Origin of the sequence: Flavobacterium endoglycinae (genome assembly GCF_017352115.1) — a bacterium.
Lineage (GTDB): Bacteria > Bacteroidota > Bacteroidia > Flavobacteriales > Flavobacteriaceae > Flavobacterium > Flavobacterium endoglycinae.
On sequence record NZ_CP071448.1, the window covers coordinates 3,200,908 to 3,215,458 of the forward strand.

The following is a 14,551-nucleotide window of genomic DNA, read 5'->3' on the forward strand; positions in this document are numbered from 1 at the left end:
ATTTATTATGAAACAATCAGAAATAAAAGATCTTTCTGCAGCGGAGTTGCAAGAAAAGCTTAGTCAAACTAAGAAACTATATGCTGACCTAAAAATGGCTCATGCTATTTCTCCAATTGCTAACCCACTTCAAATTAGAAGTGTTAGAAGAACAGTTGCAAGACTAGCTACAGAGTTAACTAAAAGAGAGTTACAATAATTGTATTCTGCTGAAAGATGGAAGAAAAAAGAAATTTAAGAAAAGAAAGAATAGGTGTTGTTACTTCAAATAAGATGGATAAATCTATCGTTATTTCGGAAGTAAGAAAAGTAAAACACCCATTATACGGTAAGTTCGTGTTGAAAACTAAGAAATATGTTGCACACGACGAAAAAAACGACTGTAACATTGGAGATACTGTAAGAATTAGCGAAACGCGTCCTTTAAGTAAAACAAAATGTTGGAGATTAGTTGAAATCTTAGAAAGAGCTAAATAATTATGGTACAACAAGAATCAAGACTAAAAGTAGCAGATAACACGGGAGCTAAAGAAGTTTTAACTATTCGTGTTTTAGGAGGTACTAAAAGAAGATATGCCTCTGTTGGTGACAAAATTGTAGTTTCTATCAAAGATGCAACTCCAAACGGAAACGTAAAAAAAGGAGCTGTTTCAACTGCAGTTGTTGTGCGTACTAAAAAAGAAGTGAGAAGAGCTGATGGTTCTTATATCCGTTTCGATGACAATGCATGTGTTCTTTTGAATGCTGCAGGAGAAATGAGAGGAACTCGTGTTTTTGGTCCGGTAGCAAGAGAACTTCGTGAAAAACAATTCATGAAAATTGTATCATTAGCACCAGAAGTGCTTTAATTCGTTTTAAGATGATAAAGCTAAAAATAAAATCAGGAGATATCGTAAGAGTTATTGCTGGAGACCATAAAGGTGCTGAAGGTAAAGTTTTACGTGTTTACCGTGAAAAAAACAAAGCGATCGTTGAAGGTGTAAACCTGGTTTCAAAACATACTAAACCAAGTGCTAAAAACCCTCAAGGTGGTATCGTTAAGAAAGAGGCTTCTATTCAAATTTCTAACATTGCTCTAATTGATCCTAAAAGTAAGGAAACAACTAGAGTAGGTATTAGAGTAGAAGGAGATAAGAAAGTAAGATTTTCAAAAAAATCTAATCAAGTACTATAGTAATGGCATATACACCTAGACTAAAAGAAGAATATAAGAGTAGAGTAATCTCTGCTCTTACAGAAGAGTTCGGATATAAAAACGTAATGCAAGTTCCTAAACTTGAAAAAATCGTTTTGAGCCGTGGAGTTGGTGCAGCTGTATCTGATAAAAAACTTATTGACTACGCAGTTGATGAGTTAACAAAGATCACTGGACAAAAAGCAGTAGCTACAATTTCTAAGAAAGACGTTGCGTCTTTTAAATTAAGAAAAGGAATGCCTATTGGAGCAAAAGTTACTTTACGTGGAGAAAGAATGTATGAGTTTTTAGATAGACTTATTACTTCATCTTTACCACGAGTTAGAGATTTTAGTGGTATTAAAGCTACTGGTTTCGACGGAAGAGGTAACTACAATCTTGGAGTTTTAGAGCAAATCATTTTCCCAGAAATTGATATTGACAAAGTAAACAAAATTTCAGGAATGGATATTACTTTTGTTACCACTGCAAAAACAGACAAGGAAGCAAAGTCATTATTGGCTGAATTAGGATTACCTTTTAAAAAGAATTAAGACATGGCTAAAGAATCAATGAAAGCCCGCGAGGTGAAAAGAGAGAAAACGGTAGCTAAGTATGCTGAGAAGAGAAAAGCTTTATTAGAAGCTGGTGACTACGAAGGCTTACAAAGATTGCCTAAAAATGCTTCACCAGTTCGTTTACACAATCGTTGTAAATTAACAGGTAGACCTAGAGGTTACATCCGTCAATTCGGTATTTCACGTGTAACTTTCCGTGAAATGGCTAACAATGGATTAATTCCTGGTGTTAAAAAAGCATCTTGGTAATCTGGCAATAAGTTATTACTTTTGCAATCCAAAAAATAATTTTTAATTGATTAAAGGTTCGGGAGATGAGTATCTCCCGAAAACCATAATCGCAATCAAATACATATGTATACAGATCCTATTGCAGATTATTTGACTAGAGTTCGTAACGCTGTGGCTGCAAACCACAAAGTTGTTGAAATTCCAGCATCTAATCTTAAAAAAGAGATAACTAAGATCTTATTTGATCAAGGTTACATCTTAAGTTACAAATTTGAGCAGAACACAGTTCAAGGTTCTATCAAAATTGCTTTGAAGTATGATAAAGATACTAAAGAGCCTGTAATCAAAGATATCCAAAGAATTAGTAAACCTGGTTTACGTAAGTACGCAGGTGCTGCCAAATTACCAAGAATCCTTAACGGATTAGGAATTGCTATTGTTTCTACATCAAAAGGTTTGATGACAGGAAAACAAGCTAAGCAGTTAAATGTAGGTGGTGAAGTAATTTGTTACGTATACTAATTTTAAACACTAGATAAGATGTCAAGAATAGGTAAAAGCCCAATTGTAATCCCTGCTGGTGTAACTGTTGAAGTTAAAGACGGTATTATTACAGTAAAAGGAAAAAAAGGTCAACTAGTTCAGGAGTTTTCGGACGTAAATGTAACTGTTGAAGGCGATCAAGTTTTAGTTGAAAGATCGTCTGATCATAAAGACCATAGAGCAAAACACGGATTATTTAGATCTTTGATCAGTAATATGGTTGTTGGTGTTTCTGAAGGTTTCACAAAAGAACTAGAATTAGTTGGAGTTGGTTATAGAGCTTCAAACCAAGGTCAAAAATTAGATTTAGCTCTTGGATATTCTCACAATATTGTTTTAGAAATTGCTCCTGAAGTAAGTTTAGAAACAATATCTGAAAAAGGTAAGAACCCAATCGTAAAATTAACATCATTTGATAAACAACTTTTAGGACAAGTTGCTGCGAAAATTAGAGGTTTCCGTAAGCCAGAGCCATACAAAGGAAAAGGTGTTAAATTTGTGGGTGAAGTATTAAGAAGAAAAGCAGGTAAATCAGCTTAAAATATAAGATTATGTCATTAACAAAATCTGAAAGAAGACAGAGAATTAAATTCAGAATTAGAAAATCGGTTAGTGGTTCTGCTGCAAGACCTAGACTTTCTGTTTTTAGAAGTAATAAAGAAATTTACGCTCAAATTATTGATGATGTAAATGGAGTTACTATATTAGCTGCATCTTCAAGAGAAAAAGAAATAGGAAAAGGTACTAACGTTGAAGTAGCTGCTGCTGTTGGAAAATTAGTTGCAGAGAAAGCGTTAAAAGCTGGGATTGATACAATCACTTTTGATAGAGGTGGTTATTTATATCACGGTCGTATTAAATCATTAGCAGAAGGCGCAAGAGCCGCTGGACTTAAATTCTAATATATTATGTCTAAATACAAAAATGTAGAATTGGTAAAACCTAGTGGTCTTGAACTTAAAGATCGTCTGGTTAGTGTAAATCGTGTTACTAAAGTTACAAAAGGAGGTAGAGCTTTTGGTTTTTCTGCTATTGTAGTTGTAGGTGATGAAAATGGAGTAGTTGGTCACGGATTAGGAAAATCTAAAGACGTTTCTGAAGCAATTGCGAAAGCAGTAGAAGATGCTAAGAAAAACTTAGTTAGAATTCCTTTAAATGGTCAATCTGTTCCTCACGAACAAAAAGGAAAATTTGGTGGTGCACGTGTATTCTTAATTCCTGCTTCTCATGGTACAGGAGTTATTGCTGGTGGAGCTGTTCGTTCAGTTCTTGAGTCAGTAGGTATTCACGACGTATTATCTAAATCTCAAGGATCATCAAATCCTCATAACGTAGTTAAAGCAACTTTTGATGCTTTATTACAAATGAGAAGCGCTCACACTGTTGCAAAACAAAGAGGTGTTTCTTTAGAAAAAGTTTTTAAAGGTTAATCAAGGAAATTATGGCTAAATTATTAGTAAAACAAGTAAGAAGCAAGATCAACTGTCCTCTTTCTCAAAAGAGAGGTTTAGAAGCTTTAGGTCTACGTAAATTAGGACAAGTTGTGGAGCATGAGTCAAATCCTGCTATCCTTGGGATGATAAACAAAGTTAAACACTTAGTTTCTGTAGAAGAAGCTAAATAACAAATACTGTTATGAATTTAAGTAACTTACAGCCTGCTGAAGGATCAACGCACAATCAAAATAAAAGAGTAGGTAGAGGAGAAGGTTCTGGAAAAGGTGGTACCGCTGCAAGAGGACACAAAGGAGCAAAATCTCGTTCTGGTTATTCTAAAAAGATTGGTTTTGAGGGTGGACAAATGCCACTTCAAAGACGTGTTCCTAAGTTTGGTTTCAAAAACATCAATCGTAAAGAATACGAAGGTGTTAATTTAGATACGCTTCAATTATTAGTAGACAATGGTGTAATTACTGATTCTGTTTCTATGACAGATTTCGTAGCTAATCGTCTAGCTTCTAAAAATGAAATCGTTAAGATTTTAGGAAGAGGAGAATTGAAAGCAAAATTAAAAGTAACTGCCCACAAATTTACTGCTACTGCAAAAGCGGCTATTGAAGCTGCTGGTGGTGAAGCTGTAACTATATAACTTATCTATTAAGATGAAGAAATTTATTGAATCACTAAGTAATGTTTGGAAAATCGAAGAACTGAAAAACAGAATCTTAATTACATTAGGATTGCTTTTAGTATATCGTTTTGGTGCACACGTTACGCTTCCTGGAATTGACGCAACTCAATTGACAGGTTTAGCGGGACAAACTAAAAATGGTTTAGGATCTATCCTAGACATGTTTACTGGGGGTGCTTTCTCTAAAGCTTCAGTTTTTGCTTTAGGTATTATGCCTTATATTTCTGCATCTATTGTAGTTCAACTAATGGGAATTGCTATTCCTTATTTACAAAAACTTCAAAACGATGGAGAAAGTGGTAGAAAAAAGATTAATCAAATCACTCGTTGGTTGACTATAGCTATTACACTGGTTCAAGGTCCAACTTATATCTATAATTTGTATAGAACATTGCCTAGTAGTGCATTTCTACTGGGCTTTAATTCTCCTGAATTTTTGTTCTCTTCAGTTATCATCTTAGTTACAGGTACAATTTTTGCTATGTGGCTTGGTGAGAAAATTACAGATAAAGGTATTGGAAATGGAATTTCATTATTAATTATGGTTGGTATCCTAGCTCGTTTACCACAAGCTTTTATTCAAGAGTTTACTACGAGAGTTACCAATAACAATGGAGGTCCAATGTTGTTAGTTATTGAAATTATTGTGTGGTTATTAGTTATCATTTCTTGTGTATTGCTTACTATGGCAGTACGTAGAATTCCAGTTCAATACGCTCGTCGTACAACAACTGGTGATTACGAACAAGATTTGGCAGGTGGTAATAGACAATGGATTCCTCTAAAGCTTAATGCTTCTGGAGTTATGCCAATCATTTTTGCTCAGGCAATTATGTTTATTCCGGCTGCTGTAGCTGGATTGTCTAAATCAGATACATCACAATCAATTGTTGGTGCATTTAGTAATATCTTTGGTTTCTGGTATAATTTTGTTTTTGCAACTTTAATTATTGTATTTACATTCTTTTACACTGCGATCACTGTGCCTACTAATAAAATGGCTGATGATTTAAAAAGAAGTGGTGGTTTTATTCCTGGAGTACGTCCTGGAGCTGAAACTTCGGATTTTCTTGATAAAGTGATGTCTTTAATAACTTTCCCAGGATCTTTATTCCTTGCTTTGATTGCTGTGTTCCCAGCTATTGTTGTAAGTATTATGGATGTACAACAATCTTGGGCAATGTTTTTTGGAGGTACCTCATTAATAATTATGGTTGGAGTTGCAATAGATACTATTCAACAAATCAATTCATACTTGTTAAACAAACATTATGATGGTTTAATGAAGACTGGTAAAAATAGAAAAGCAGTAGCTTAATATTATTTATGGCAAAACAATCAGCAATAGAACAAGACGGATCAATCATTGAAGCATTGTCAAATGCGATGTTCCGTGTGGAGTTAGAAAATGGACATATTGTAATTGCTCATATTTCTGGAAAAATGCGAATGCATTACATCAAATTATTACCTGGTGATAAAGTGAAACTAGAAATGAGTCCTTACGATTTGTCAAAAGCAAGAATTACTTATCGATATTAAAGGATATTCAATATGAAAGTTAGAGCATCAGTAAAAAAGAGAAGTGCCGAGTGCATTATCGTGCGTAGAAAAGGAAGATTGTACGTGATAAACAAAAAGAATCCTAGATTTAAACAAAGACAAGGATAATTATGGCAAGAATAGCAGGGGTAGATATCCCAAAAAACAAAAGAGGTGTTATTGCACTTACCTACATCTTCGGATTAGGGAAAAGTAGAGCTATTGAGATTTTAGAGAAAGCTCAAGTTAGCCAAGATAAAAAAGTTCAAGATTGGAATGATGACGAGATCGGAGCAATTCGTGATGCCGTTTCATTTTACAAAATTGAAGGAGAATTACGTTCTGAAATTTCTTTGAACATCAAACGTTTAATGGATATTGGTTGTTATAGAGGAATTCGTCATAGATCTGGTCTTCCATTAAGAGGACAAAGAACTAAAAACAACTCTAGAACAAGAAAAGGAAAAAGAAAAACTGTTGCTAACAAGAAAAAAGCAACTAAATAATAAGTAATATGGCTAAAGCAACTGCAAAAAAACGTAAAGTTATCGTTGAATCAACGGGTGAAGCGCATATTTCTTCGACTTTCAACAATATTATCATTTCTTTGACAAATAAGAAAGGTGAAGTTATTGCTTGGTCTTCAGCTGGTAAAATGGGTTTCAGAGGTTCTAAAAAGAATACTCCGTACGCAGCTCAAATGGCAGCAGAAGATTGTAGTAAAGTAGCTCTTGAGGCAGGACTTAAAAAAGTAAAAGTTTATGTAAAAGGACCAGGTAACGGACGTGAGTCTGCTATCCGTTCTATTCATAACGGTGGAATTGAAGTTACTGAAATTATTGATGTTACTCCAATGCCACACAACGGATGTCGTCCTCCAAAAAGACGTAGAGTTTAATTTTTTATTTTTATAGTATAAACAAGGTAGAACATAGATTATCGGAGGATTAGACCTGAATTCATAATCTCTACCTTAAAATTTTTTTAAAATGGCAAGATATACTGGTCCTAAAACCAAAATCGCTCGTAAATTCGGCGAAGCAATCTTCGGAGATGACAGATCTTTCGAAAAAAGAAATTACCCACCTGGACAACACGGGATGGCTAAAAAAAGAGGAAAAAAATCTGAGTACGCTGTTCAGTTAATGGAAAAGCAAAAAGCTAAATATTCTTATGGAATTTTAGAAAAACAATTCAGAAATTTATTCGAAAAAGCATCAGCTACAAAAGGAGTTACTGGTGAAGTTTTATTACAATTATGCGAAGCAAGATTAGATAATGTTGTTTTTAGAATGGGAATTGCTCCATCTAGAAGAGGTGCGCGTCAAATCGTTTCTCACAGACACATTACTGTAAATGGAGAAGTTGTTAATATTCCTTCTTACCACCTTAAGCCTGGTGATAAAGTTGCAGTTCGTGAAAAATCTAAATCTTTAGAAGCTATCGAGCGTTCTTTATCAAATTCAAGTCATGTTTATGAATGGATTACTTGGAACAATGATCTTAAAGAAGGAACTTTTGTTTCTGTACCTGCAAGATTACAAATTCCAGAAAACATTAAAGAGCAATTAATCGTAGAGTTGTACAACAAATAATAATTGACTTAGTCGAAATTTATGGCAATATTTAATTTTCAAAAGCCCGATAAAGTTATCATGATCGATTCAACCGATTTTGAAGGTAAATTTGAATTTAGACCTTTAGAACCTGGTTACGGATTGACAGTTGGTAATGCACTTAGAAGAGTTTTGCTTTCAGCATTAGAAGGTTATGCAATTACATCTGTTCGTATCGAAGGTGTAGATCATGAGTTTTCTACTATTTCAGGTGTTGTTGAAGATGTTACCGAAATTATCCTTAATCTAAAACAAGTACGTTTCAAACGTCAGATCGAAGATATCGATAATGAATCAGTTACTATTTCTGTTTCTGGTAAAGATCAATTGACAGCTGGTGATTTTCAAAAATTTATCTCAGGTTTTCAAGTGTTGAATCCAGACCTTGTAATCTGTAATTTAGATTCTAAAATCAAACTAAATTTCGATTTAACTATCGAAAAAGGTAGAGGATACGTTCCTGCTGAAGAGAACAAAAAACAGAATGCTGCAATTGGAACAATTTTTACAGATTCTATTTTTACTCCGGTAAAAAATGTAAAATATGCAATCGAAAATTTCCGTGTTGAGCAAAAAACAGATTACGAGAAATTAGTTTTTGAAATCAAAACTGATGGATCTATTAATCCTAAAGATGCTCTTACTGAAGCTGCTAAAGTTTTAATTCACCATTTCATGTTGTTTTCTGATGAAAGAATTACACTTGAGGCTGACGAAATTGCGCAAACAGAATCGTATGATGAAGAGTCATTGCATATGAGACAATTGCTTAAAACTAAGCTTGTTGATATGGATTTATCTGTGAGAGCATTAAATTGCTTGAAAGCGGCTGAAGTTGATACACTTGGTGATTTAGTATCTTTCAATAAAAATGACCTAATGAAGTTCCGTAACTTTGGTAAAAAATCTTTAACTGAGCTTGATGAGCTTGTAGCAGTTAAAAATTTAACTTTCGGAATGGATTTAGCTAAATACAAATTAGATAAAGAATAATTTACTTCATATTTTGCTCTCCATACTGGATTGTAGCAAGATGAAGATAAAAAAAACACGTCATGAGACACGGAAAAAAAATCAACCACTTAAGCAGACAGACTGGACATAGAAAAGCTATGTTAGCTAATATGGCTTGTTCTCTTATTGAGCACAAACGTATTAACACAACTGTTGCTAAAGCTAAAGCGCTTAAACAATTTGTTGAGCCTTTAATCACAAAATCAAAAGAAGATACGACTCATAACCGTCGTGTTGTTTTTGCATACTTACGTAACAAATATGCTGTAACTGATTTGTTCAGAGATGTTGCTGCTAAAGTAGGTGACCGTCCAGGAGGATACACTCGTATCATTAAAGTTGGAAATCGTTTGGGAGATAATGCTGATATGGCTATGATCGAACTTGTAGATTTTAACGAACTTTACAACGGAGGTAAAAAAGAAGTTAAAAAAGCTAAAAGCCGTCGTGGTGGTAAAGCTAAAAAAGCTGAAGGTACTGCTCCTGAAGCTCCAGCTGCTGAATCAGAAACGACTACAGAAGCTTCTGAATAATTATGAAAGTAATGATTCTATAAAAATCAAGGATAAGCTAATTTTTAGTTTATCCTTTTTTTTTGATTTTTTTGAAACATAAAAAAATCTAACTTATTTAAAATGATCGGTTTTATTTTTACGAATGAAAGTTTTAAAAAATCTTGGAAGCGCTCTTTTAAAGAAGTAAATTTGCAAAATATCTAATTACAGTGAAACTGTAAAGTTTCATAAGACGATTAAAAACAATACAATTAAAGAATGAAATACACAACACGACAAAGCGCCATTTTATTACTAAGTGATGGAACTATTTTTCATGGTAAATCTATCGGGATTAGCGGTAAAACTTTTGGTGAAGTTTGTTTTAACACTGGAATGACGGGATATCAGGAGATTTTTACAGATCCTTCTTATTTTGGACAAATCATGGTAACTACTAATCCGCATATTGGTAATTACGGTGTGAATGATCAGGAGGTAGAATCTGAAGATGTAAAAATTGCTGGTTTAGTTTGTAAAAACTTTAGTTTTAATTATTCAAGAGTAGGTGCTTCTGGAAGCTTAGAGGATTATTTTGCAAAACAAAACTTAATTTGTATTTCGGATGTTGATACAAGAGCTCTGGTTAGTTATATTCGTGATAATGGTGCAATGAATGCCGTGATCTGCACAGATGGAACTTCAATTGAAGATTTGAAAAAAGAATTAGCAAATGTTCCAAATATGGAAGGTCTGGAATTAGCTTCGAAAGTTTCAACTAAAGAACCTTATTTTGTTGGTGATGAAAATGCAACGTACAAAATTTCGGCACTTGATCTTGGAATTAAGAAAAATATTTTAAGAAACTTTGCAAAAAGAGATTGCTACATTAAAGTCTTTCCTTATGATGCCTCATACGAGGAATTAAATTCTTTTAATCCAGATGGGTTTTTCTTGTCGAACGGACCTGGAGATCCAGATCCGCTACACGGAGTTATTGAAGTAGCTAAAAAAATTATTGCTGATGACAGACCATTATTCGGAATTTGTTTAGGCCACCAGATTATTGCTTTGGCTAATGGAGTCCAAACTTATAAAATGTTTGGTGGACATAGAGGAATTAATCATCCGGTAAAAAATCTTTTAACAGGTAAAGGTGAAATTACTTCTCAAAATCATGGATTTGCTGTAAAAAGAGAAGCTTTAGAAGGACATCCAGAATTAGAGCTTACACATATTCATTTAAATGATGATACAGTAGCTGGAATGAGAATGAAGAATAAAAATTGTTTTTCAGTACAATATCACCCAGAGGCAAGTCCTGGACCGCATGATTCGTCATATTTATTTGATCAATTTGTTGAGAATATAAAACTAGCTGTGTCTAAAACGATGTAGTTAATAAATAAAGGTGTTTAGTAGAGAAAATCCGTTTTTAATATTAAATATTTTTATAATTTCGAAAAAAAATCTATAATCTATTAATAAAAAACAAAAATAATGAGTATTATAATTAAAGTTCACGCAAGACAAATTTTGGATTCCAGAGGAAATCCTACTATCGAAGTTGATGTAGTAACTGAAAATGGAGTTTTAGGTAGAGCTGCTGTTCCATCTGGAGCTTCAACTGGAGAGCACGAAGCTGTTGAATTACGTGATGGAGGTAAAGCCTACTTAGGAAAAGGAGTTTTAAACGCAGTGAACAATGTAAATACTGTTATTGCTGAAGAATTAGTTGGTACTTCTGTATTTGAGCAAAACACTATCGATCAATTAATGATTGATTTAGATGGAACTCCAAACAAATCTAAATTAGGAGCTAACGCAATTTTAGGTGTTTCATTAGCTGCTGCAAAAGCTGCTGCAAATGAATTAGGATTGCCATTATACAGATATGTAGGTGGTGTTTCTGCAAACACGCTTCCAGTACCAATGATGAATATTATTAATGGAGGTTCTCACTCTGATGCACCTATTGCATTTCAAGAGTTTATGATTTTCCCAGTAAAAGCAACTTCTTTTACACATGCTATGCAAATGGGAACTGAAATTTTCCATAGCTTGAAAAAAGTTTTACACGACAGAGGTTTAAGTACTGCTGTTGGTGATGAAGGTGGTTTCGCTCCAAACTTAGCTGGTGGAACTGAAGATGCTTTGGATACTATTAAATTAGCTGTTGAGAAAGCAGGATATACTTTTGGTGACGAAATTATGATTGCTCTTGACTGTGCTGCTTCTGAGTTTTATGTAAACGGAAAATACGATTACACTAAATTTGAAGGTGAAACAGGAAAAATCAGAACTTCTGAAGAACAAGCTCAATACTTAGCTGAACTTGCTGCTAAATATCCAATTATCTCTATTGAAGATGGTATGTACGAAGATGACTGGGATGGATGGAAAGCTTTAACGGAGAAAATTGGAGATAAAGTTCAATTAGTAGGTGATGATTTATTTGTTACTAACGTTGCTCGTTTATCAACTGGTATTGAGAAAGGAATTGCAAATTCAATCTTAGTAAAAGTAAACCAAATTGGTACTTTAACTGAAACTATTGCTGCTGTAAATATGGCTAAAAACGCTGGATATACTTCAGTAATGTCTCACCGTTCTGGAGAAACAGAAGATAATACAATTGCTGACTTAGCAGTTGCTTTAAACTGTGGACAAATTAAAACTGGTTCTGCTTCTCGTTCTGATCGTATGGCAAAATACAACCAATTATTAAGAATTGAAGAAGAATTAGGAAGTACAGCTTATTTCCCAGGCTTAAAAGCTTTCAAGATTAAATAATTTTTAGAGTTATATATTAAGATTAACCATTCGTTTTTTAACGAATGGTTTTTTTTTGGACTTTTAACAAATTCATAGCAGTATTCTTTTTTAAATTAGTCTTAAATTCCTTAGATTTGAGAAATTATTATTTTATAAGATTTATTTCCGATATATTATGTCAAAAATAGCTACATTAGAAGTAGATGGTAAGAAAATTGAACTTCCAGTAATTACAGGAAGTGAAAATGAATCAGCTATCGATATTAACAAATTACGTGATTTAACTGGTATTATTACAATTGACCCGGGATATAAAAATTCAGGATCTTGTAAAAGTGAAATCACTTTCCTTGACGGAGAATTAGGGATTTTACGTTACAGAGGATATTCAATCGAAGATTTAGCAGAAAAAGCTAGTTTCTTAGAAGTGTCTTATCTTTTGATTTTCGGAGAATTACCAACTGCAGAAGAACTAGAGCAGTTCGAAAATGGTATTAGAAAACATTCTTTGGTAAACGAGGAAATGAAAAATATTATTGACGGTTTTCCAAAAACAGCTCACCCAATGGGAGTATTATCTGCTTTAACAAGTGCTTTAACAGCATTTAATCCTAAAGCAGTAAATGTTGATAACGAAAAAGAAATGTATGAGGCTATTTGCAAAACAATGGCAAAATTCCTTGTAATTGCTACATGGACATATAGAAAATCAATGGGCTATCCTTTGAATTATTATGACAATACAAAAGGTTACGTAGAAAGCTTTATGCAATTGATGTTCCAGTTGCCTACGGGGCCTTACTCTGCAAATCCAGTAATTGTAAATGCTTTAGATAAATTATTTATTCTTCATGCAGATCATGAGCAAAACTGTTCTACTTCAACTGTTAGAATGGTTGGTTCATCTCATGCTGGTTTATTTGCTTCGGTTTCTGCAGGTGTTTCTGCTCTTTGGGGACCTCTTCACGGAGGTGCTAACCAAGCGGTACTTGAGATGCTTGAAGAGATCAACAAAGATGGTGGCGATACAGATAAATTTTTGGCGAAAGCAAAAGACAAAAATGATCCTTTCCGTTTAATGGGCTTTGGACACAGAGTTTATAAAAATTTCGATCCAAGAGCAAAAATCATTAAAAAAGCGGCTCAGGAAGTTTTAGAAACTTTAGGAGTTGAAGATCCAATTTTAGATATCGCAAGAAAATTAGAAACAGCTGCTCTAGAAGACGAATACTTCAAATCAAGAAACTTATATCCAAATGTTGATTTCTACTCTGGAATTATTTACAGAGCATTAGGAATCCCAACAGATATGTTTACAGTAATGTTTGCAATTGGTAGATTACCAGGTTGGATTGCGCAATGGAAAGAAATGCGTGAAAATAAAGAACCAATTGGAAGACCAAGACAAATTTATACAGGACATCCTTTACGTGAGTTTAAACGTAAATAAATAAAAATAGAAAGCTTCACTTACTGTGAAGCTTTTTTTATCTTTGTCCAAAATATAATAAAGTTATGTTGCAATTAAATGTAAAGAACGAAACGTCAAGATTGCGCGCAGTTGTCTTGGGTTCAGCCGTTCATAATGGGCCAACTCCTAGTTTAGAGGAAGCCTATGATCCTAAATCATTGGAACATATTAAAGCAGGAACATATCCAATCGAAAAAGACATGGTTGCTGAAATGGATGCTTTTAATTTCGTTTTTCAGAAATATGATGTTAAAGTATATCGACCTGAAATGATTGAGAATTACAATCAGATTTTCGCCCGAGATATTGGATTTGTAATTGATGATGTTTTTGTAAAATCCAATATTCTTCCTGATCGTGAGCGCGAATTAGACGCAATTCAATACGTAATTGATCAAATGGATCCTCAAAAAGTAGTTCGTCCTCCTGAAGAAGTACATATTGAAGGTGGTGATGTTATGCTTTGGAATGATCACATTTTTATAGGAACTTATAAAGGAAGTGATTATAAAGATTATATTACGGCAAGAACAAATATGCATGGCGTTAATTTCATTAAAGAATTGTTTCCAAATAAAATTGTAAAGGAGTTCGATTTAGTTAAATCCAAATTAGAAGCAAGAGATAACGCATTGCATCTAGATTGCTGTTTTCAGCCAGTTGGAGAAAATAAAGGAATCATTTATAAAAGAGGTTTCCGAGAAGAAGCTGACTATTTGTATTTGGTAAATCTTTTCGGAAAAGAAAACTTATTTCATATTGAAAGAGAAGAAATGTATCACATGTTTTCGAATGTTTTTTCAATCGATAAAAATGTTGTGGTTTCTGAGAAAAACTTTACCCGATTAAATAACTGGCTGCGTGCAAATGGTTTTACAGTCGAAGAAATTCCGTATGCCGAAATTGCAAAGCAAGAAGGGTTGTTGAGATGTTCCACTTTACCATTAATTAGAGACTAAAAAATCAGTAGAGGCGCACTGCAG

General features: G+C 33.7%; 24 protein-coding genes. All 24 read left to right on the forward strand.

From position 1 onward, the window contains the following. Positions 1–7: 7 nt before the first annotated feature. The 24 genes from rpmC (at position 8) to J0383_RS14160 (ending at position 14,527) form a co-directional block, all read left to right on the forward strand. Positions 8–199 carry a 50S ribosomal protein L29 gene (gene rpmC, locus J0383_RS14045; RefSeq protein ID WP_026727874.1) on the forward strand — a complete coding sequence of 64 codons (192 nt, stop codon included), beginning with the start codon at positions 8–10 and terminating at the stop codon, positions 197–199. Between the two features lie 17 nt (positions 200–216). Next, positions 217–477, forward strand: a complete 261-nt coding sequence (rpsQ, locus tag J0383_RS14050) for a 30S ribosomal protein S17 (protein WP_008464298.1) — start codon at positions 217–219, stop codon at positions 475–477. Between the two features lie 2 nt (positions 478–479). Continuing rightward, the gene (gene rplN, locus J0383_RS14055) at positions 480–848 is read left to right on the forward strand and encodes a 50S ribosomal protein L14 (protein WP_007803649.1); all 369 of its coding nucleotides are present in this window, start codon (positions 480–482) and stop codon (positions 846–848) included. An 11-nt stretch (positions 849–859) separates the two neighbouring features. Next, positions 860–1,174 (forward strand): 50S ribosomal protein L24, encoded by a 315-nt coding sequence (rplX, locus tag J0383_RS14060; protein WP_207294653.1) that lies wholly within the window; start codon positions 860–862, stop codon positions 1,172–1,174. A gap of 2 nt (positions 1,175–1,176) precedes the next feature. After that, a complete protein-coding gene (gene rplE / locus J0383_RS14065; RefSeq protein ID WP_207294654.1) occupies positions 1,177–1,728 on the forward strand; it encodes a 50S ribosomal protein L5 in 552 nt (183 codons plus the stop codon). Between the two features lie 3 nt (positions 1,729–1,731). Beyond that, the gene (gene rpsN / locus J0383_RS14070; protein WP_008464305.1) at positions 1,732–2,001 is read left to right on the forward strand and encodes a 30S ribosomal protein S14; all 270 of its coding nucleotides are present in this window, start codon (positions 1,732–1,734) and stop codon (positions 1,999–2,001) included. 105 nt (positions 2,002–2,106) lie between these two features. After that, a complete protein-coding gene (rpsH, locus tag J0383_RS14075) occupies positions 2,107–2,505 on the forward strand; it encodes a 30S ribosomal protein S8 (RefSeq protein WP_008464306.1) in 399 nt (132 codons plus the stop codon). Positions 2,506–2,523: 18 nt separating this feature from the next. Next, complete coding sequence (rplF, locus tag J0383_RS14080) at positions 2,524–3,066, forward strand: 50S ribosomal protein L6 (RefSeq protein ID WP_012022483.1); 543 nt, start codon at positions 2,524–2,526, stop codon at positions 3,064–3,066. A gap of 11 nt (positions 3,067–3,077) precedes the next feature. Beyond that, positions 3,078–3,428, forward strand: coding sequence for a 50S ribosomal protein L18 (gene rplR / locus J0383_RS14085; RefSeq protein ID WP_035650451.1), 351 nt, complete (start codon positions 3,078–3,080; stop codon positions 3,426–3,428). 3 nt (positions 3,429–3,431) lie between these two features. Further along, a complete protein-coding gene (gene rpsE / locus J0383_RS14090) occupies positions 3,432–3,956 on the forward strand; it encodes a 30S ribosomal protein S5 (RefSeq protein WP_085949269.1) in 525 nt (174 codons plus the stop codon). A gap of 11 nt (positions 3,957–3,967) precedes the next feature. Beyond that, positions 3,968–4,150 carry a 50S ribosomal protein L30 gene (rpmD, locus tag J0383_RS14095; protein WP_012022481.1) on the forward strand — a complete coding sequence of 61 codons (183 nt, stop codon included), beginning with the start codon at positions 3,968–3,970 and terminating at the stop codon, positions 4,148–4,150. Positions 4,151–4,161: 11 nt separating this feature from the next. Continuing rightward, positions 4,162–4,614, forward strand: coding sequence for a 50S ribosomal protein L15 (gene rplO / locus J0383_RS14100; RefSeq protein WP_012022480.1), 453 nt, complete (start codon positions 4,162–4,164; stop codon positions 4,612–4,614). A 13-nt stretch (positions 4,615–4,627) separates the two neighbouring features. Then, positions 4,628–5,974 carry a preprotein translocase subunit SecY gene (gene secY, locus J0383_RS14105; RefSeq protein WP_207294655.1) on the forward strand — a complete coding sequence of 449 codons (1,347 nt, stop codon included), beginning with the start codon at positions 4,628–4,630 and terminating at the stop codon, positions 5,972–5,974. A gap of 8 nt (positions 5,975–5,982) precedes the next feature. After that, on the forward strand, positions 5,983–6,198 hold the full coding sequence (gene infA / locus J0383_RS14110) for a translation initiation factor IF-1 (RefSeq protein ID WP_007136545.1): 216 nt from the start codon (positions 5,983–5,985) through the stop codon (positions 6,196–6,198). 12 nt (positions 6,199–6,210) lie between these two features. Then, positions 6,211–6,327, forward strand: a complete 117-nt coding sequence (gene ykgO, locus J0383_RS14115) for a type B 50S ribosomal protein L36 (RefSeq protein ID WP_002987490.1) — start codon at positions 6,211–6,213, stop codon at positions 6,325–6,327. A gap of 2 nt (positions 6,328–6,329) precedes the next feature. Beyond that, positions 6,330–6,704 (forward strand): 30S ribosomal protein S13, encoded by a 375-nt coding sequence (gene rpsM, locus J0383_RS14120; RefSeq protein WP_026727867.1) that lies wholly within the window; start codon positions 6,330–6,332, stop codon positions 6,702–6,704. A gap of 8 nt (positions 6,705–6,712) precedes the next feature. Beyond that, on the forward strand, positions 6,713–7,096 hold the full coding sequence (gene rpsK, locus J0383_RS14125) for a 30S ribosomal protein S11 (protein ID WP_012022477.1): 384 nt from the start codon (positions 6,713–6,715) through the stop codon (positions 7,094–7,096). A gap of 91 nt (positions 7,097–7,187) precedes the next feature. After that, positions 7,188–7,793: a 30S ribosomal protein S4 gene (gene rpsD / locus J0383_RS14130; protein ID WP_111364450.1), complete on the forward strand. Its 606-nt coding sequence runs from the start codon at positions 7,188–7,190 to the stop codon at positions 7,791–7,793. A gap of 21 nt (positions 7,794–7,814) precedes the next feature. Next, positions 7,815–8,807: a DNA-directed RNA polymerase subunit alpha gene (locus J0383_RS14135; RefSeq protein WP_008464329.1), complete on the forward strand. Its 993-nt coding sequence runs from the start codon at positions 7,815–7,817 to the stop codon at positions 8,805–8,807. 62 nt (positions 8,808–8,869) lie between these two features. Next, a complete protein-coding gene (gene rplQ, locus J0383_RS14140) occupies positions 8,870–9,361 on the forward strand; it encodes a 50S ribosomal protein L17 (RefSeq protein ID WP_207294656.1) in 492 nt (163 codons plus the stop codon). A 240-nt stretch (positions 9,362–9,601) separates the two neighbouring features. Beyond that, positions 9,602–10,720, forward strand: coding sequence for a glutamine-hydrolyzing carbamoyl-phosphate synthase small subunit (gene carA, locus J0383_RS14145; RefSeq protein ID WP_207294657.1), 1,119 nt, complete (start codon positions 9,602–9,604; stop codon positions 10,718–10,720). A 102-nt stretch (positions 10,721–10,822) separates the two neighbouring features. Then, a complete protein-coding gene (gene eno / locus J0383_RS14150; protein WP_207294658.1) occupies positions 10,823–12,115 on the forward strand; it encodes a phosphopyruvate hydratase in 1,293 nt (430 codons plus the stop codon). Positions 12,116–12,272: 157 nt separating this feature from the next. Next, positions 12,273–13,547: a citrate synthase gene (locus J0383_RS14155; protein ID WP_207294659.1), complete on the forward strand. Its 1,275-nt coding sequence runs from the start codon at positions 12,273–12,275 to the stop codon at positions 13,545–13,547. A 65-nt stretch (positions 13,548–13,612) separates the two neighbouring features. Further along, the gene (locus tag J0383_RS14160) at positions 13,613–14,527 is read left to right on the forward strand and encodes a dimethylarginine dimethylaminohydrolase family protein (protein ID WP_207294660.1); all 915 of its coding nucleotides are present in this window, start codon (positions 13,613–13,615) and stop codon (positions 14,525–14,527) included. The last annotated feature ends 24 nt before the right edge of the window (positions 14,528–14,551 follow it).